The 20,300-nt window shown below is 35.8% G+C and carries 18 protein-coding genes; all 18 read left to right on the plus strand.

Going from position 1 to position 20,300, the window contains the following annotated elements; translation table 11 throughout:
- Nucleotides 1–90: 90 nt before the first annotated feature.
- Entirely contained in the window at nt 91–285 is a 195-nt protein-coding gene (locus KBJ98_RS11150; RefSeq protein ID WP_007137066.1) for a cold-shock protein, read from the plus strand.
- A gap of 290 nt (nt 286–575) precedes the next feature.
- Nucleotides 576–941 (plus strand): NADH-quinone oxidoreductase subunit A, encoded by a 366-nt coding sequence (locus KBJ98_RS11155; protein WP_166138995.1) that lies wholly within the window; start codon nt 576–578, stop codon nt 939–941.
- Nucleotides 942–1,059: 118 nt separating this feature from the next.
- A complete protein-coding gene (locus KBJ98_RS11160; protein WP_166138998.1) occupies nt 1,060–1,608 on the plus strand; it encodes an NADH-quinone oxidoreductase subunit B in 549 nt (182 codons plus the stop codon).
- Nucleotides 1,609–1,611: 3 nt separating this feature from the next.
- On the plus strand, nt 1,612–2,133 hold the full coding sequence (locus KBJ98_RS11165; protein ID WP_210790723.1) for an NADH-quinone oxidoreductase subunit C: 522 nt from the start codon (nt 1,612–1,614) through the stop codon (nt 2,131–2,133).
- Between the two features lie 31 nt (nt 2,134–2,164).
- Nucleotides 2,165–3,403, plus strand: coding sequence for an NADH-quinone oxidoreductase subunit D (locus KBJ98_RS11170; protein WP_166139003.1), 1,239 nt, complete (start codon nt 2,165–2,167; stop codon nt 3,401–3,403).
- A gap of 81 nt (nt 3,404–3,484) precedes the next feature.
- Nucleotides 3,485–4,015, plus strand: a complete 531-nt coding sequence (locus tag KBJ98_RS11175; RefSeq protein WP_210790725.1) for a complex I 24 kDa subunit family protein — start codon at nt 3,485–3,487, stop codon at nt 4,013–4,015.
- A gap of 1 nt (nt 4,016) precedes the next feature.
- Entirely contained in the window at nt 4,017–5,384 is a 1,368-nt protein-coding gene (nuoF, locus tag KBJ98_RS11180) for an NADH-quinone oxidoreductase subunit NuoF (RefSeq protein WP_210790727.1), read from the plus strand.
- 1 nt (nt 5,385) lies between these two features.
- On the plus strand, nt 5,386–5,937 hold the full coding sequence (locus KBJ98_RS11185; RefSeq protein WP_210790729.1) for a hypothetical protein: 552 nt from the start codon (nt 5,386–5,388) through the stop codon (nt 5,935–5,937).
- Between the two features lie 94 nt (nt 5,938–6,031).
- Nucleotides 6,032–7,081 (plus strand): 2Fe-2S iron-sulfur cluster-binding protein, encoded by a 1,050-nt coding sequence (locus tag KBJ98_RS11190; protein ID WP_210790731.1) that lies wholly within the window; start codon nt 6,032–6,034, stop codon nt 7,079–7,081.
- The gene (nuoH, locus tag KBJ98_RS11195; protein WP_210790733.1) at nt 7,074–8,126 is read left to right on the plus strand and encodes an NADH-quinone oxidoreductase subunit NuoH; all 1,053 of its coding nucleotides are present in this window, start codon (nt 7,074–7,076) and stop codon (nt 8,124–8,126) included. The genes KBJ98_RS11190 and nuoH overlap by 8 nt, the downstream gene beginning before the upstream one ends.
- Nucleotides 8,127–8,277: 151 nt before the next feature.
- Nucleotides 8,278–8,823 (plus strand): NuoI/complex I 23 kDa subunit family protein, encoded by a 546-nt coding sequence (locus KBJ98_RS11200; protein WP_210790735.1) that lies wholly within the window; start codon nt 8,278–8,280, stop codon nt 8,821–8,823.
- On the plus strand, nt 8,823–9,335 hold the full coding sequence (locus KBJ98_RS11205; protein ID WP_166139020.1) for an NADH-quinone oxidoreductase subunit J family protein: 513 nt from the start codon (nt 8,823–8,825) through the stop codon (nt 9,333–9,335). Before KBJ98_RS11200 ends, KBJ98_RS11205 begins: the two co-directional genes overlap by 1 nt.
- A 1-nt stretch (nt 9,336) precedes the next feature.
- Nucleotides 9,337–9,657 (plus strand): NADH-quinone oxidoreductase subunit NuoK, encoded by a 321-nt coding sequence (gene nuoK, locus KBJ98_RS11210; RefSeq protein WP_166139024.1) that lies wholly within the window; start codon nt 9,337–9,339, stop codon nt 9,655–9,657.
- A 6-nt stretch (nt 9,658–9,663) separates the two neighbouring features.
- Nucleotides 9,664–11,547, plus strand: a complete 1,884-nt coding sequence (gene nuoL / locus KBJ98_RS11215; RefSeq protein WP_210790737.1) for an NADH-quinone oxidoreductase subunit L — start codon at nt 9,664–9,666, stop codon at nt 11,545–11,547.
- 9 nt (nt 11,548–11,556) lie between these two features.
- Nucleotides 11,557–12,999, plus strand: coding sequence for a complex I subunit 4 family protein (locus tag KBJ98_RS11220; RefSeq protein WP_210790739.1), 1,443 nt, complete (start codon nt 11,557–11,559; stop codon nt 12,997–12,999).
- Between the two features lie 12 nt (nt 13,000–13,011).
- Nucleotides 13,012–14,382: an NADH-quinone oxidoreductase subunit N gene (locus KBJ98_RS11225; RefSeq protein ID WP_210790741.1), complete on the plus strand. Its 1,371-nt coding sequence runs from the start codon at nt 13,012–13,014 to the stop codon at nt 14,380–14,382.
- 168 nt (nt 14,383–14,550) lie between these two features.
- Nucleotides 14,551–15,264, plus strand: coding sequence for a DsbA family oxidoreductase (locus KBJ98_RS11230; RefSeq protein ID WP_210790742.1), 714 nt, complete (start codon nt 14,551–14,553; stop codon nt 15,262–15,264).
- Between the two features lie 1,199 nt (nt 15,265–16,463).
- Nucleotides 16,464–20,300 (plus strand): Ig-like domain-containing protein (locus tag KBJ98_RS11235; RefSeq protein WP_210790744.1); only part of this gene is annotated, 3,837 nt, incomplete at its 3' end.

A 20,300-nucleotide genomic window follows, 5' to 3' on the forward strand; every position in this document is an offset into this window, starting at 1 on the left:
AATAATTTTACAAAATAAAAAGCCTCGAACGTTTTTCGTATTGTATTAAATATTACATTTGCTACATTATAAATTATTATTACTATTACAATGCGTACAGGTACAGTTAAATTTTTCAATGAGTCTAAAGGTTACGGATTCATTACAGACGAAGAAACAGGAAAAGACATTTTCGTTCACGCTTCAGGAATCAACGCGGAAGAATTACGCGAAGGTGACAGAGTTAGTTACGAAGAAGAAGAAGGAAGAAAAGGAAAAGTTGCTGCGAAAGTAGCAGTGATCTAAGCATAAAAAATACTTTTTTATTGCCTACGAATGTTTAAGGCGTCCCGAATATATCGGGACGCTTTTTTTATGAATATGCATCATCGGAAAGATTGATGGAATCGTAAATTTGCATTTTCGTAAAAAATCAAGCTTAAACAGCTCTTAATTATTTATTAAAGGCTTATTTATAATTGATAAAAATTGCAAATTTACATCGTTGTAGTAGTCATGTATTTCTAAGTTTTAATTGTTATTTAATTTTTTGAAAGTTATCTTTGTAGCTTATTGTTAGTCGTAAAAACCATTATATGCAATCAGATCAGTTAAATTACATTCCAATCCTTATGCAGTTCATTTTAGCTGTAGGTTTTGTTGTAGGTACTATTTTAGTTTCGGGTAAATTAGGTCCAAAGCGATCTTCGGAAGTGAAGGATAAAAATTTCGAATGTGGAATCGAATCCGTAGGTAATGCGCGTATTCCTTTCTCTGTTAAATATTTCTTGGTAGCTATTCTATTTGTTCTTTTTGATGTTGAGGTTATCTTTTTATACCCTTGGGCTGTAAATTTCAGAGAACTAGGAATGGATGGAATGATAAAGATGGTTGTTTTTATGTTGTTGCTTTTGGTGGGTTTCTTTTACATTATCAAAAAGAAGGCACTCGAGTGGGAATAAAGAATACTTAGAAATTACGAATTGTTGAAATTTCAATTTCTAATATATTAAAAGGATGTTTTAAAATTTAAATTATGAACTAACAATTCATAATTCATACTTCATAATTTTTCAAAAGATGAGTAATTCAAATGTAACTATGGTTGCCCCTCCAGAAGGTGTTGTTGGTGAAGGTTTTTTTGCTACAAAACTGAATGATGTTGTGGGTTTGGCTCGTGCCAATTCATTATGGCCTTTGCCATTTGCAACCTCTTGTTGTGGAATCGAATTTATGGCAACAATGGCTTCACATTATGATTTGGCCCGTTTCGGATCGGAGCGTGTGAGTTTTTCGCCTCGTCAAGCGGATATGTTGCTAGTAATGGGAACAATATCAAAAAAGATGGCGCCTATCTTACGTCAAGTATACGAGCAAATGTCTGAGCCTCGCTGGGTAATTGCTGTTGGTGCTTGTGCTTCATCTGGTGGTATTTTCGATACGTATTCTGTTTTACAAGGAATCGATAAAGTAATTCCTGTAGATGTTTATGTGCCAGGATGCCCACCTAGACCAGAGCAAATTGTTGACGGTGTAATGAAATTACAAGAATTGGTAAAAACAGAATCGGTGAGACGCAGAAGTTCACCTGAATACCAAGAATTATTAGCTTCTTATAATATCAAATAAAGAATGGCGCTAGAAACTACACAAATTCAAGAAAAACTAGTTGAAACTTTTGATTCAGCAGTTTTTGACTTCAAACAAGAACAAGATATATTTTCATTTGAAGCGAGTTCAGATAAAATTACTGCTATCATCCTTTTTTTGAAAAATGATCCCACATTACGTTTTCATTTCTTAACTGATTTATGCGGTATTCATTATCCTGATAATGATGAAGATCATCAGTTTGCAGTGGTATATCACCTGCACAATTGGTATGAGAACAAAAGAATCCGAATCAAAGCGTATTTAAATGGCGCTAATCCTGAAATTAAAACCATTTCCAATATCTTTTTGAGTTCTAATTGGATGGAACGTGAAGCATACGATTTTTACGGTATTAACTTCATCGGTCATCCACAGTTGAAACGTATTTTGAATATGGATGAAATGATATCTTTCCCGATGCGTAAAGAGTTTCCGATGGAAGACAGCGGAAGAACGGATAAAGACGATCGTTTCTTCGGTCGTACTGTCAAAAATTGCTAAAAAAAATATTATAATTTTTCACATTAACTAAATGTCAGAACTATTATTACCACCAGAGCATCGCTATGCTAAACGAATTGCAGAGCAACTAAACGAAGACGGAAGCGAGCTTTCGATTCTAAATTTAGGGCCTACACACCCAGCTACACACGGTATTTTTCAAAATATCTTGTTGATGGATGGAGAGCGTATATTAGAGGCAGAGCCTACAATTGGATATATTCATAGAGCATTCGAAAAAATCGCCGAAAACCGACCTTTTTACCAAATAACACCGCTTACGGATAGGATGAATTATTGTTCATCACCTATCAATAATATGGGTTGGTGGATGACTTTAGAAAAATTGTTAGGTATCGAGGTTCCAAAACGTGCACAATATTTACGTGTTATTGTGATGGAATTAGCGCGTATTACCGATCATATTATTTGTAACTCTATTTTAGGAGTTGATACTGGAGCTTACACCGGTTTCTTGTATGTTTTTCAGTTTAGAGAAAAAGTATATGAGATTTACGAAGAAATTTGTGGTGCTCGTTTGACAACAAATATGGGTCGTATTGGTGGTTTCGAAAGAGATTGGTCTCCAGAAGCTTTTAGAAAATTAGATGTTTTTTTAGAAGAATTTCCAGTTGCTTGGAAAGAGTTCGAAAACCTTTTTGAAAGAAATAGAATCTTTATTGACCGTACCGTTAATGTTGGCGCCATCACTGCAGAACAAGCTATGGCTTATGGTTTTACAGGTCCTAACTTGCGTGCAGCTGGTGTAGATTATGATGTACGTGTTGCACAACCTTATTCTTCTTACGAAGACTTTGATTTCATCGTTCCAGTAGGGAAATCAGGTGATACTTACGATCGTTTTTGTGTTCGTAATGCTGAGGTTTGGGAGAGTTTAAGCATTATTCGTCAAGCGTTGGATAAAATGCCAGCAGGAAATGAATACCATGCTGATGTACCAGATTATTACTTGCCTCCAAAAGAAGATGTGTATAACAACATGGAATCTTTAATCTATCACTTTAAGATTGTTATGGGTGAAGTTCCGGTTCCAGTAGCCGAAATTTACCATCCTGTTGAAGGAGGAAATGGTGAAGTTGGTTTTTATTTGGTAACTGACGGAAGTAGAACTCCGTACCGCTTGCATTTCCGTAGACCTTGTTTTATATACTACCAAGCGTATCCAGAAATGATTAAAGGTTCGTTATTATCTGATGCGATTGTTATTTTGTCGAGTTTAAATGTAATTGCGGGAGAGTTAGACGCTTAGTGAAATTATAAATGATGAATTTTAAATTGTAAATTATTCAAAACATTTAAAGTTTATAATTCAAAATTTAAAATATTTAAAATGGAAAGAACACAGTACAAACAAGAAATAAATATGACTGAAGCCTTGATGACTCGCATCAACGAGCTAATAAGTCATTATCCAGAGGGCAAACAAAAATCAGCTTTACTTCCTGTTTTGCATGAAGTTCAAGATGCTCACAATGATTGGTTGAGTATTGAATTGCAAGACAAGGTTGCTGAAATTCTTTCGATAAAACCGGTTGAAGTGTACGAAGTAGTTTCGTTTTATACCATGTTCAATCGTCGACCAGTTGGTAAATACATGTTTGAATTTTGCCAAACATCACCATGTTGTTTGAATGGAGTAGAGGACTTAATGGATTATACTTGCGAAAAATTAGGTGTTAAGGTTGGAGAACCTACAGCAGACGGTTTATTCGAAGTTCGAGGAGTAGAGTGTTTAGGTGCTTGTGGATATGCTCCAATGATGCAGTTGGGTGATTTTTACAAGGAACATTTAACCAAAGAAAAAGTAGATCAGTTAATTGATGATTGCAAAAACAATACAATAATTCTACACGATAAATAATATGTCACAGAAAATATTATTAGATAAAGTAAATATTCCAGGAATTAAAACTTATGAGGTATACCGCGCTAATGGTGGTTATGCTTCTGTAGAAAAAGCTTTAAAAACCTTAACACCTGACGAAGTAGTAGAAGAAGTAAAGACTTCAGGACTACGTGGTCGTGGTGGTGCAGGATTTCCTGCAGGGATGAAGTGGAGTTTTATCGACAAAAAATCGGGAAAGCCAAGGCACTTGGTTTGTAATGCAGATGAGTCGGAGCCAGGTACTTTTAAGGATCGTTATTTGATGGAGTACATTCCGCACTTATTGATCGAAGGAATGATTACCTCAAGCTATGCTCTTGGTGCAAATTTATCGTACATCTACATTCGTGGAGAGTACATGTGGGTGTATAAAATTTTAGAACGTGCCATTGCTGAGGCGAAAGCTGCAGGTTGGTTAGGTAAAAATATATTAGGTACCGGATACGATTTGGATTTATACGTTCAAATTGGTGGTGGTGCCTATATTTGTGGAGAAGAGACTGCTCTTATTGAGTCATTAGAAGGAAAAAGAGGAAACCCAAGAATTAAGCCGCCATTTCCTGCGGTATCTGGTTTATGGGCTAATCCAACGGTAGTGAATAATGTTGAAACCATTGCAGCTGTGCCATGGATTGTAAACAATTCAGGTGCTGACTACGCTAAAATCGGTATTGGTAGATCTACGGGAACTAAATTAATTTCTGCTTCAGGAAATATTAAAAACCCTGGTGTTTACGAAATTGATTTAGGATTAAGTGTTTATGAATTCATGAACTCAGATGAATATTTGGGTGGTATGAGTTCTGACAGACCATTGAAAGCATTCGTGCCAGGAGGAAGTTCTGTACCAATTTTACCAGCAAATTTGATTTATAAAACTGCAAATGGCGAAGACCGTTTGATGACTTATGAGTCTTTGAGTGACGGTGGTTTTGCTACTGGATCGATGTTGGGTTCAGGAGGTTTTATCGTTTACGATGATACAGCTTGTATCGTTCGTAATACGTGGAATTTCTCTCGTTTTTATCACCATGAAAGTTGTGGGCAATGTTCACCATGTCGTGAAGGTACGGGTTGGTTAGAAAAAGTATTGCACCGTATTGAAAACGGACACGGACGCGAAGAGGATATCGAATTGTTGTTAAGTATTCAAAGTAAAATTGAAGGAAACACAATTTGTCCTTTAGGTGACGCTGCTTCATGGCCAGTAGCTGCTGCGATTCGTCATTTTAGAGATGAATTTGAGTACCACATTCGTTTTCCAGAAAAAATCAAAAATAGAAATCATTTTGTTGTGGAACCCTTTGAAAGTGTAAAGCATTTTATAGTAAAGGAAAATGTATAAAATGAGGTTATTTTTGTTCATATTATTGTTGCCAATATTTGTTCATTCTCAAAAGTTTGACGGATATGCTGTGACCAGTGCAAATGATACAATCCATTGTAAGTATTTTGTTGCAACTAATCCATTCAGTGAAAAACTTTTGTCAGTAGCCAGTATTTATGACAAAATTAAAATCCTAAATGACAAAGGCGAAAAAATAGAATACACAACCAAAAACTTAAAGTCTTTTTTAATTAAAGGAACAAAGTTTGGGGATTTGAAATTTGTGAGTCTTATATATGATAACAACAAGCGTTTTTATCATGAAGTACAAGCTGGAAGACTTATGTTCTATAGATTTTACAAAGAAGGTTCAGGAATGGTAATCGGAATTGGATTTGGATTAAAAGACGATAAATTTGTAGAATTACAGGGGCCGGAGTTTAGAGAGCGACTAGGAGAATTTATAATTGATTATCCGGAATTATACCAAAAATGGATGGATTCGAACAAATATTATAAACCAAAACAATTAGAGGAAGTTATAAAATTATATAACGAGCATTTCAAATAAGAACAAAATATAAGTATTACCTAAATTTTCAGATGTAATTTTTAAAGTGCAACAACTTGAAACTTTAAACCTGAAACTTTAAACTAAATAAGAAATGAAAGTAACAATAGACGGACAGTCAATAGAAGTAGAACCAGGAACAACTATCCTGCAAGCAGCACGTATGATAGGTGGTGAGGTAGTACCGCCAGCGATGTGTTATTATTCTAAACTAAAAGGAAGCGGTGGAAAATGCCGTTGTTGTTTAGTTGAAGTTGCCAAAGGTAGTGAGGCAGACCCTAGACCAATGCCAAAATTAATGGCATCATGTGTTACAGGCTGTATGGACGGAATGGAAGTGAATAGTAAATCATCACCACGAGTTCAAGAAGCTAGAAAGTCGGTAACGGAGTTTTTATTGATCAATCACCCTTTAGATTGCCCAGTTTGTGATCAGGCTGGTGAATGTGATTTGCAAAACTTAAGCTTTGAGCACGGAAAGTCAGAAACTCGTTTTATTGAAGAGAAAAGAACTTTTGAGCCAGAAGATATTGGTCCGAACATTCAGTTACACATGAACCGTTGCATTCTATGTTACCGTTGTGTAATGGTAGCTGATCAATTAACAGATGAGCGCGTACACGGAGTTATGGATAGAGGAGATCACTCTAATATTTCAACTTGTATTTCAAAAGCAATTGACAATGAGTTTTCAGGTAACATGATTGATGTGTGTCCTGTTGGAGCATTAACTGATAAAACATTTAGATTCAAATCAAGAGTTTGGTTTAGTAAACCGTATAATGCACACAGAGATTGTCCTACTTGTTCAGGTAAAACTACTGTTTGGATGTTTGGTGACGAGATTCAGCGTGTAACAGGTCGTAAAGATGAGTACCATGAAGTTGATGAGTTCATTTGTAACGGTTGTCGTTTTGACCATAAAGATATAGCTGATTGGACTATTGAAGGACCAAGAGCTTTTGAAAAAGATTCTGTAATCAACGTTAATAAATACAACAGAAAGTTAGAAAAAGTGCAAATTGCAACTGAAGAGAACATTTTGTTGGGTAGAGCAGTTGATCGTAAAAAAATCAGTATGGCTGAAATTCCATTGACAAACGAAGGAAGTACAACTTTTAATACTACCGAGAATAATGGATAGCGTTATTATAATTGAAAAAAGTGTCATCATTGTTGCTGTTTTTGCACTGACAATGTTAATGGCGATGTATTCTACTTGGGCAGAGCGTAAAGTGGCGGCATGGTTGCAAGATCGTGTAGGACCAAACAGAGCGGGACCGCTAGGTTTGTTTCAACCACTAGCTGATGGTTTAAAATTATTCTCAAAAGAAGAGTTTGAGCCAAATACGCCAAACCGTTTCTTATTTTTTGTAGGGCCAGCTATTGCGATGAGTACGGCTTTAATGACAAGTGCTGTGATTCCGTGGGGAGACAGATTGCATTTGTTTGGAAGAGATATTTTATTACAAGCAACCGATTTGAATATTGGTTTACTATACTTTTTTGGAGTGGTGTCTGTGGGTGTTTACGGAATCATGATTGGAGGATGGGCTTCGAATAATAAGTTCTCATTGATGGGAGCGGTTCGTGCTGCGTCGCAAATGGTTTCGTACGAAATTGCCATGGGACTTTCAATGATTGCTTTGTTGATGATGACTGGAACTTTGAGTTTAAGAGAAATCTCTGCACAGCAAGCTGGAATGAACTGGAATGTATTTTACCAACCACTTTCATTTGTAATCTTTTTAATTTGTGCTTTTGCAGAATCGAACAGAACTCCTTTTGATTTGGCAGAGTGCGAAAGTGAATTAATTGGGGGTTACCACACGGAATATTCATCTATGAAAATGGGCTTTTATTTATTTGCCGAATATGCAAATATGTTCATTTCTTCTACTATTTTAGCGGTCTTGTTTTTTGGAGGATATAATTATCCAGGAATGAGTTGGGTTGTTGAAAATTGGGGAGTAAATGCGGCGAATCTTTTAGGGTTTGGTGCTTTGTTTATCAAGTTGTGTGGATTTATCTTTTTCTACATGTGGGTACGTTGGACGATCCCGAGATTTAGATACGATCAATTGATGAACTTAGGATGGAGAATTTTGATTCCGCTTTCGATTATCAATATTATAATTACCGGAATTGTAATTTTAAGAGCTGATATTGCTGCTTATTTTGGATTGTAAATTAAGTTAGCTGTACTAAAACCAGGAAGAAATTAGAGTTGTTTACCGTAAGCCCTAGCCCTGATAGTAGTGGAAATCCTTTTAGCCTGATTTTTATCAGGGTAAAAGATTGAAACGAATAGCAGGAATAAGCTTCAAATAAAAATAAAAAATGTCAATAGAAAGTATATCCTTATCGGGAAGAAAAAAGTTAGTCTCCAACAAGGAGATGACTTTTTGGGAGCGCATGTACCTTGTTGCGATTATCAAGGGATTGTTTATCACCATTCAGCATTTGTTTACTAGAAAGGTTACCATTCAATACCCGGAGCAAGTACGTACCATGAGTCCGGTTTACCGCGGGCAACACATGTTAAAGCGCGACGAACAAGGTCGTGAAAACTGTACAGCTTGTGGTTTGTGTGCCTTATCATGCCCTGCTGAAGCTATTACTATGAAAGCCGAAGAGCGTAAAGCGGATGAAAAGCATTTGTATCGCGAGGAAAAATATGCTTCTATTTATGAAATCAATATGTTGCGTTGTATTTTTTGCGGTCTTTGTGAAGAGGCTTGTCCTAAAGATGCCATCTACCTTACAACAAGTAAAGTTCTTGTACCGTCAAATTATGAGAGAGAAGATTTTATCTTTGGTAAAGACAGATTAGTAATGCCTTTGGAAATGGCTATGAAAAATACTCAACTTAAAAACGCTAACTAATGTCTACAGTACTTATCATATTTTGTGTATTGGCTGCAATTACTTTAGCCACCGCATTTTTAACTATTTTTAGTCGAAACCCAATTCACAGTGCTATTTATTTAGTGATTTGTTTTTTCTCTATCGCAGGACATTACCTTTTATTGAATGCGCAATTTTTAGCGATAGTTCACGTCATTGTTTACTCAGGAGCTATTATGATTTTGTTCCTCTTTACGATCATGTTAATGAATTTGAATGAACAGAAAGAAGTACATCGCCCACGAATTACACGTTTAGGAGCTATTGTTTCGTTCTGTTTAATTTGTGCGGTTTTAATATTGATTTTCATTAATTCAAAACCAATTGTTGGAGAATATGTAACTACCGGTGAGGATTATCAATCAATCAAAGTGCTTGGTAAAGTGTTACTGAATGAATACATGGTTCCGTTTGAATTTGCTTCAATATTATTATTGGTTGCGATGATTGGAACAGTATTATTGTCTAAAAAAGAAAAATTGCAGAAATAAGATGAATAATATTTTAAACCACATTGGTATTGAAAATTACATATTCTTGAGTGTCATACTTTTTTGTATTGGTATTTTTGGAGTGTTGTACAGACGAAATGCCATTATCGTATTTATGTCTATTGAAATTATGTTGAATGCGGTGAATTTGCTTTTTGTAGCATTTTCAACTTACCATCAGGATGCACAAGGACAAGTTTTTGTGTTCTTTTCGATGGCAGTTGCAGCAGCAGAGGTTGCAGTAGGATTGGCTATCTTAGTTTCTATTTTCAGAAACCTTGGTTCAATTACTATTGATAATTTAAAAAACTTAAAAGGATAAATGGAGATGAATACCAATATAGCTTTAGTTTTAGTTCTTGCTCCTTTTTTAGGATTTTTATTGAATGTGTTTTTTGGCAAAAGCCTTGGAAAAACGTTATCAGGCGTCATAGGCACAGTGGCAGTTGTAGTTAGTTTTGTAGCTACGGTTTACTTTTTTGGAGGATTAGCAGCGCAACCGGAAGGCATTCGTATTGCTTTGTTTGATTGGATTCAGATTAGCAATTTTAAAGTTGATTTCGGTTTTCAGTTGGATCAACTTTCTTTATTGTGGTTGCTTTTTGTAACAGGAATCGGATCATTGATTCATTTGTATTCTATCAGTTACATGCATGATGACGAAAACATGCACAAGTTTTTTGCGTACTTGAATTTGTTCATCTTTTTCATGATCACTTTAGTAATAGGAAGTAACCTATTGGTAATGTTTATCGGTTGGGAAGGCGTTGGTCTTTGCTCGTACTTGTTAATTGGATTTTGGTACAAAAATCAAGAGTACAATGATGCTGCAAAGAAAGCTTTCATCATGAACCGTATTGGGGATTTAGGATTGTTGATTGGAATTTTCATCTTAGGAAGTTTATTCTCAACTGTTGATTATACGAGTTTAAAAGCGGCCATCACAACCGGAAGTAATGTGGATATGTATTGGCTTACTGTTGCAGGTTTCGCTTTGTTTATTGGAGCTTGTGGTAAATCGGCTCAAATTCCTTTGTATACTTGGTTGCCAGATGCAATGGCAGGACCAACTCCTGTTTCTGCGTTGATTCACGCCGCTACCATGGTAACAGCGGGTATCTTTATGATAACACGTTTGAACTTTTTATTTGATTTAACACCTGATGTTCAAAATGTAATTGCAATTGTGGGTGCTGTTACTGCATTGGTTGCTGCGACAATTGGATTGTTGCAAAACGACATTAAAAAAGTGTTGGCTTATTCTACAGTATCTCAATTGGGATTAATGTTCTTAGCTTTAGGTTTAGGAGCTTACGAAATAGCAGTATTTCATGTAATAACGCATGCGTTCTTCAAAGCTTGTTTGTTCTTAGGTTCAGGATCAGTTATTCATGCTTTGCACGGAGAACAAGACATGCGTAATATGGGTGGTTTACGTAAAGCGATGCCAATTACATTTATTACGATGTTGATTGCTTCATTAGCTATTTCTGGTGTTCCTTTGTTTTCAGGTTTCTTCTCTAAGGATGAAATATTGTTAGTTGCTTTCCACCATAATATTCCGTTATGGGTTGTTGCGTCTATCGCTTCTATAATGACTGCTTTTTATATGTTCCGTCTGATGTTCTTGACTTTCTTTCAAGAATTTAGAGGTACTGCTGAACAAAAACATCATTTGCATGAAAGTCCTGCTTTAATTACCATTCCGTTAATTATTTTAGCAATTTTAGCTACTGTAGGTGGTGTTATTAGTTTGCCAGGAAACAGCTGGTTAAATCACTATTTAATTCCGATTTTACCAAAGTTAGCTACCGCTGCACATCATTTAGGTACTACTGAATATATGTTGATGGGTGTTGCTGTAATTGGAGGTTTATTTGGTATTGGACTTGCTTATGTTAAATTTGTGAAGCAAAATAATGTTCCTGTTCAAGACGAAGCGCTTACTGGATTATCTAAAACGTTATACAACAAATATTATGTTGATGAAGTTTACGATGCACTATTTGTGAAACCAATCAATGCTCTTTCTAACTTTTTTAGAGATACCGTTGAGACAGGTTTATCAGCTTTGGTGTTCGGATTTGGAAAAGTGACTAATGAATTAAGCTATCAAGGTAAGAAAATACAAACTGGAAGTATCGGACTTTATCTTTTTGTATTTGTGCTGGGTCTTTGTGCCATCGTTTCTTATTTATTCTTAGCTCAATAAACGTATATTATGAATGTATCTCTTATTTCAATTATTCTTTTAGTAGGTGCTTTTGTCACTTTTCTTTCGGGTGATAAATTAGCTTCAAAAGTAGCTTTACTTTTCAGTATAGTGGCAGCTGCTGCTTCTATTGTTATACTAAATCAATATAATTTAGGTCAAAATGCCAACTTCATTCAGCAATGGATTGCGCAACCTAATATTTCTTTTGCACTTAAAGTAGATGGTTTATCAATAGCCATGTTGTTATTGACTACCGTTCTTACAGCAGTGATTATCCTTTCTTCATTAGGTTCTAAATTTGAAAATGCGAAAGCTTTTTATGCATTAGTTTTGTTCATGGCCTTTGCAATGGTCGGAACGTTTTTAGCTAGTGATGGATTGTTGTATTATGTATTTTGGGAATTGGCACTTGTTCCGATTTACTTTATAGCTTTATTATGGGGTAATGGCGATTCAGAGTCTCGCAAAAGGGCAGTGGTTAAATTCTTTATTTACACCCTTGCAGGTTCTTTATTTATGTTGGTTGCTTTTGTGTACATGTACCAAAAAGCAGGAAGTTTACTTTTAGAAGATTTGTATCAGTTGAATTTGTCAGCCGACGAGCAGTTTTGGATTTTCCTTGCTTTCTTTTTGGCTTATGCAATCAAAATTCCTTTGATTCCTTTTCATACTTGGCAGGCTGCTGTTTACCAAAAAGCGCCAACCGTTGGAACCATGTTACTTTCGGGTATCATGTTAAAAATGGGTTTATACAGTGTTATCCGTTGGCAATTGCCTCTTACGGCTTTAGCTGCTAAAGAGTATATGTTTGTTTTTATCGGTCTTGGTATTGCCGGTGTTATTTACGGATCAATAGTAGCACTTAGACAAAGAGATTTGAAGAAATTATTAGCTTATTCTTCGTTGGCACACGTAGGTTTAATTGCAGCTGGAACGTATACATTAACATTAGATGGATTGCGTGGTGCAGTTTTGCAAATGATCGCTCACGGATTTGTTGTTGTAGGATTGTTTTATGCAGCTGAAGTTTTGTTCCGAAGATATGAAACTAGATTAATCTCAGAAATGGGTGGTGTGCGAACTCAAGCTCCTAAGTTTAGTTCATTGTTTTTAATATTGGTTTTGGCCTCTGTAGCATTACCAACCACCTTTAACTTTATTGGAGAGTTTACGGTTCTTTACAGTTTATACGGAATCAATGTTTGGTTCGCAATATTAGGTGGAACAACTATTATTTTGGGAGCATACTACATGTTGAAAATGTATCAACATGTGATGTTGGGGGAAACCAATTCTAAAGTTTTCGCTGATGTTACTTTATCTGAAGCATTCACTTTTAGTATCATTATTGGAGTGTTGTTCTTTTTCGGAATGTATCCTAAACCAATAACTGACTTGATTACACCAAGTCTTGAAGAAATTTTAACACAAATCAACCGAATTAACTAAGTCAAATAAGAAATGAATACATTAATAGCTATAATAGGATTAGGTGTTTTATGCCTTTTATTTGAAATATTTAATTTACGCAAAGCGATTGTTCCATTTACGATTATTGGTCTTTTGGGCGTGCTTGGTTTGACAATTTCTGAAATGAATACACCTGCTAGTTTCTACAATAATATGATTGTTGTAAGTAAATTTTCAGGAGCATTTTCATCATTGTTTATTGTTTTGACAATTTTCTTGGTTGCTTTGGGTCATAATTTTTATGAACATAAGCAGTCTAAAATTTCTGATTTTATTGCCATCAAAATATTTTTGTTAGCTGGCGCAGTTGCTATGGTTTCCTTTGGAAATTTAGCCATGTTCTTCTTAGGAATCGAAGTATTATCTATTGCACTTTACATCTTAGCTGCAAGTGATCGTTTGAGTTTAAAAAGTAACGAAGCAGGGATGAAATATTTCTTGATGGGTTCATTTGCTTCAGGTATTATACTGTTCGGTATTTGTTTAATTTATGGAGCTATGGGTAGTTTTGATGTTACTGAAATTAGTGAACTATCTCAATCTGCTGAATTGCCTATTTGGTTCCCTATCGGAATTGTTTTGCTTACTATTGGTATGTTATTTAAAGTTGCTGCTGTACCGTTCCATTTTTGGGCTCCAGATGTTTACGAGGGTTCTCCTGCACTAACTACTGCTTTGATGAGTACTTTGGCTAAGGTGGTAGCGATTGCTACTTTGTTCAAGTTACTTTCGGTAATGAATGCAGATGTTTCTGAATCCTTCCAGTTGGTTGTTGTGATTATATCGATGGCATCGATGACAGTTGGAAATATTATGGCATTGCGTCAAGTTAATGTAAAGCGAATGTTGGCTTTTTCAGGTATTTCACACGCGGGCTTTATGTTGATGACTTTGTTAAGCCTATCTACTGCTGCAGGTAGTTTATTGTATTATACTTCTGCCTACGCACTTGCTGGAATTGCAGCTTTTAGTGTGGTGTTGTACGTATGTAAAAATAGAGATAATGAAGATATTGTTAACTTTCACGGTTTAGGAAAAACAAATCCTTTATTGGCTGTGATATTGACTGCTGCATTACTTTCTATGGCTGGTATTCCAATTTTCGCAGGTTTCTTTGCTAAGTTGGTTTTGTTCAGTGATACCATAAAAGCTGGATATCTTGCCCTAGTTATTGTTGCTGTGATCAATTCAATTATCAGTGTTGGTTATTATTTCAAACTTATACTAGCCATGTTCACTAAAGATGCGAATGAGACTAGAACTGGAACTCCGGTTATAATTTATGCTGTGGCTGTTCTTGCAATAGTACTAAATATCGCCTTAGGTTTGTTTCCTTCAGTAGTGTTAGACCTTATTTCTTAAAAGAAATAATATTTTCAATTATACCAAACCATCAAAAATAATTTTGGTGGTTTTTTTATGTTTTAAAATTAGCGTTATACTCTTAATTAAAGCATAATGACTGTCGTGTTTTGTATTTAGTTTGTACATTTGTATATACAAACAATAATTTTTTAAATTGTAGAACAGATGCAAAATACTTTAAAAATTCAAATATGGTCGGATATTATGTGTCCGTTTTGTTATATCGGAAAGAGAAGGCTAGAGGCCGCACTTGAACAGTTCCAATACAAAGATTCAGTGGAGATTGAATGGAAGAGTTTTCAGTTAGATGCTAATTTCGTTGCCTCCACCGATGATAACTTGGTTGATCATTTAGCTGAAAAATATCGAAAAGATACCGATTGGGCAAAGGAAATGTTGGCCAACATGACTCAAAATGCAGCTAATTCAGGATTGGATTTTCATTTTGAAAAGGCAATTATGGCCAATTCGTTGAAGGCGCATCAATTGTTGCATTTAGCTAAAAAGTATAAGCTAGGTGATCCTTTAAAAGAATTGCTGTTAAAAGCCTATTTAACGGATGGCAAGGATGTAAACGACAATAATACGCTATTGGATTTAGGGCTTATGGTAGGGCTTCCTTCTGTTGAAATTGAAGAGGTGCTTTCATCAGATAAATATGTTGCCGAAGTTCGTTCTGACATAGCTGAGGCTAATGCAATTGGTGTACAAGGTGTTCCTTTTTTTGTACTCGACAATAAATACGCTGTATCTGGAGCACAACATGTTGAGACTTTTGTTAAGACTTTAGATAAAGTTTGGGACGAAGGTGATTTTGTAATAAAACCGCAATTACTTAATGATTCTTCCGGAGATAGCTGTGGCATTGAAGGCTGTTAATAAGTATAAAAAAAGGCTGCAATTTTATAAGTGCAGCCTTTTCGCTTTTTTATAGTTCTTCAATTTTATTCGTATTTTGTCTAAATGCGATACTGTCGTTTTTATGTCCAAATTATATTTGCTTAATTGTAGTTCCTCAATTAAATATTTTTAATTAGGTATTGAGTAGGGGCAATCTCCCTAGTAAATAGTTTTGTTTGCTTTAGCTTCGCCTTGAATTGGAACAATCAGACTACGTCTTAGTTTTAATTACAACTTGATTTTGCGCGAAATGGATGATATTGATTGAATTTATTTAGTTTTAATTATTTAAATTTATATTTTAAAGAGCAAATTAGTCTTGATTTAGTTTCACAATAGCTAATTTCGATCGTGGCTTCCTTTTTAACTGTTTTCAATAAATTACCAATAAGGCTTTTTACTAAGTTCGTATATGATTGTCTTGTGGTAGGCGACCTTGAATTGCCTTTTGAAAATCCGAGGAATGTTGCTTGCATTTGTTGTGAAAGTAGGTTTAACATTTCTAGTTATTGCAACAGTTCAATTAAAGTCCGCACAGGAAACTTCTCGTTTCAATTTCACAAACAATTTACTTCGGTACTGCAATAGTGACACAATTGACTTTTTTTAAAATATATTTCGGGATTAAATCTATATTTTACTACTATTTAAACCCCATATTTTACTGCTTATCCACACATTTTGTCTGTTCGTCGAAAGATTTTTTATTTTTATTTTCATTTTAATTAAATTTATTGAAAGATGTTGTTGGGGTTATTTTTTTGTTCAAAATAGACACCTTAATTTCTGATTAAAAGGTTTTACCATGGGATAAACGCCTTACAATCAATGTTAGGGTCCGAAACTGTAAATTCAATAGTGTTTCTAAATGGTGACCAAAATCATTTTATTCACGAAAAGTGTTGATGTACAAGTGTTTTGTTTTATATATTACTGTTATCAAGAAAAAATTCTGTTTGATTTTAAGATTTTTTTTGTAAACTTTGTTACCAAAATAAAAATTTTATTTTTTTATTTTTTAGCAAAACCATTAAGAGGTTTTTAACGTATATTTATGTTAAAATGTTCGAATTAAGACGTAGTGGTTAATAGATTGTTTTTTGTTTGTTAATCATCAAGGTTTACTTATCATTTAAGAAAATACACAAAGTGTCCCTTATCAATAAAATATCTGTAATATGAATATAAATTACTCTCAAGATTTTAAAGTTTTAAGCTTTAATAATTTAAAACCAGTAAAAATTAAGTTTATTGATAAGATATTTGTCTTAATTTTTCTTCTATTCTATAGTTTCGGGATATCGCAAAATTTCGAAAATGTCGCTGTCTCAAGTATATCATCTGGTGCTGGCACCGATAATGCTTTGTTTGTAGCAACTTCTCCAACTATTCCTACACTTGCTTTTGTTAGAGCTCAGAGAATCGCAGGGCCTCAGGTGGGGACTTTCTCAATAAGTGCGGACAATATTAGATACACTCATGGGACGGGAGGAATCGGAATACCAAATAACAAATCAAGAATTCGTTTTACATTTTTAACTGCAGATGGTGTTACACCGATTCCTGTTAACGATTTTAGATTTGTTATTAATGATATAGATGGTCCCAATAATGAAGCTTTAGCTACAGATTGTGGGGCTTCAGTTAGGTTTACGGCTACAGCCAATCCTACAAGGTTATTGATTAACAATACACCACCTGATCTAAATGCAACTGGTACTGCCACTGAAGGTGGAGGTCCGGAGAGCAGAGTAATGTATGAATTTAATGATGTGTCAAGTATTGAATTTGATAATTATGCAAATAATACCTTTTTTAAGGACTTTGATATGAATCAAAATGATTTTCCTATCACTAATCCCTTATATTCAGTCTGTTTACAAGACACGGACGGTGATGGTAAAACCGACGATGTTGATTTAGATGATGATAACGATGGGATATTAGATTCTGTTGAATCTGGGGGTAATAATCCAAACGGAGATCAAGATGGTGATGGTTTGCCAAACTATTTAGACACAACAAATAATAGCGGACAAAGCGCAACATATATTGCAAGAGCTGATGGTTCAACCACCAACTATACCGATGCTGATAGTGACGGTGTTCCAGATGTATATGAAGCAAGTTCTGATTCTGATTCTGTGCCTAATCATTTAGATTTAGACTCTGATAATGATGGCTGCTCAGATTCTAATGAATATTACAATAACAATACATCTGCGGCAACTGGTCAGCAATTTGGTCAAACTGGAGGAGCAATAGCCCCAACAAATGCAAATGGAACTGTAATTGCAGCTTCTTACACTGGAACGTATACCAATGCAATAACTGTTGGTAATGTAATAACAACTCAGCCCTCTAATCAGTTGACTTTTAATAATGGCAATGCTGTTTTTTCAGTAACTGTAGGGTCTTCAGGCACGATACAATACCAATGGCAACTAAGTACTAATGGCGGCTCATCATGGTCTAATATTACAAACGGAGGAATATATTCAGGAGCAACGACTGCTAGTTTAAATTTAACAGGTGTAACTTTAACGCAGAATGGCTATGACTATAGAGTAATCATAACAAATAGCAATTACGCATGTGGACCTTTTCCTTCAGCTCCTGCAGATTTGGTTGTATATGATTCTTCCTCTCAAAGAGCTTGTAATTCAACTGCAATTACAGCTCCAAGCTTAAATTTTCAAAATCCTGTTTTTGTGTCGGGGACTAACAATGGTATCCCAAATGTGGGAGATGTATATCGTTTTCCAGCCGTTACAGCGGGAGTAGACGCCTTAGTTACTATATCTTCGATTAATGGTACGGGGGGGCTGCCAACAATTGCGGATCTAGATAAACCTGCTGTGACAGAAGGGTCAGATGGTTTTGATAATGCATTTCAGCCTTCGATTTTAACAAATGGATCTAATCCTGCGAGTATTACTTTTGTGTTTAATTTTGTTACAGCGGGTGGAACTTTTGCAAATCCGGTACGATTAAATTATTACGCATCTGCATTAGATGTTGATGGAGATAGTGGTACCTTAAGAGAGTATGTAGAAATGAATTTGCCAGATGCAAGATTTAATTCTAATCCTACTAATTTAACATTTGCAACTACCGCTACTAGTTTTAGGGGAACTGCGACTACCTCTGCAGTACAAGGTGGTACTGGTGTAGGTCCAGGATATGCATACACAACTTATTTTGAGAATCGTTCATCCATGGTTATTACTATTGGTGCAGTGGGTGGAACTGATGTAGAAAGACTCAATTCGATATATTTTCAAGATATAACTTTAACAGGTAGGGAAGGCACTGTTTTAACCTCACCATTATTATGTGGTAATGTTTCTGTCCAAGGAGGAGGAAATATCGTAGGGTCCACCGTAACCTTAAGTGGGCCAAGTAGCCAAACTACAACAACAGATTCAAATGGAAATTATTCATTTTCAATTCTTGTAAACAGTTTAGGAAATTACACAGTTACTCAAACAAATTTGGCTGGGTTTTCTAATTTTTCAGATGTAGAGGGAGCAAATGATAGTGTTATCAATAATAATGTTTTCGGTTTTCAATCTATTACAGGTAGAAATTTTGTTGATGCTTCAGCAAACGTAAGCATAGCCAAAACAGTAAACAATCCTACACCAAATGTGGGAAGCAGTGTGACCTTTACTTTAACAGCAAATAATGCAGGACCAAGTACAGCTGAAGGTGTTTCTGTTTCAGATGTTTTACCAGCGGGTTATACCTTTGTAAGTAACACAGCACCAACTGTTGGAACTTTTAATAGCGCCACGGGATTGTGGACAATTGGATCTTTAAACAACGGTTCGAGTGCAATATTAACAATTACTGCGACAGTAAATGCATCAGGTAGTTATGCCAATACAGCAACGATTTCTAGCACTACCGCAGATCCAACACCAGGTAATAATTCATCAACAGTTACTCCCAATATACGCCCAATAGCCAATGATGTAACTAACGCAAGTATTCCATCTACCGCAGGCGCTACAACAATCAGCGCATTATCTGCAACAGATACCGATGGCACCATTGCGAGTTATACCGTTTCTACTTTACCAGCCAATGGAACATTAGCCTTAGGCGGAGTAGCTGTAACAGCAGGACAAGTGATCACACCAGCGCAAGCGGCTACATTGACTTTTGATCCAAACGGAATTTTTACAGGAACAACGACTTTTACTTTTACTGCTACGGATAACAATGGAGCAGTAGATGCTACACCAGCAACATTCACCATTCCAATTGGTAACAACCCACCAACAGCAAATAATGTAACTAACGCAAGTATTCCATCAACAGCAGGTGCTACAACAATCAGCGCATTATCTGCAACAGATACCGATGGTACAATTGCTTCATATACCGTTTCTACTTTACCAGCCAATGGAACATTAGCCTTGGGCGGAGTTGCTGTAACCGCAGGACAAGTGATCACACCAGCGCAAGCGGCTACATTGACTTTTGATCCAAACGGAACTTTTACAGGAACAACGACTTTTACTTTTACTGCTACGGATAACAATGGAGCAGTAGATGCTACACCAGCAACATTCACGATTCCAATTGGTAACAACCCACCAACAGCCAATGATGTAACTAACGCAAGTATTCCATCAACAGCAGGCGCTACAACAATCAGCGCATTATCTGCAACAGATACCGATGGTACCATTGCTAGTTATACCGTTTCTACTTTACCAGCCAATGGAACATTAGCCTTGGGCGGAGTTGCTGTAACCGCAGGACAAGTGATTACACCAGCGCAAGCGGCTACATTGACTTTTGATCCAAACGGAACTTTTACAGGAACAACGACTTTTACTTTTACTGCTACGGATAACAATGGAGCAGTAGATGCTACACCAGCAACATTCACCATTCCAATTGGTAACAACCCACCAACAGCCAATGATGTAACTAACGCAAGTATTTCATCTACCGCAGGCGCTACAACAATCAGCGCATTATCTGCAACAGATACCGATGGT

The organism is Flavobacterium erciyesense (assembly GCF_018069925.1).
Classification (GTDB): domain Bacteria; phylum Bacteroidota; class Bacteroidia; order Flavobacteriales; family Flavobacteriaceae; genus Flavobacterium; species Flavobacterium erciyesense.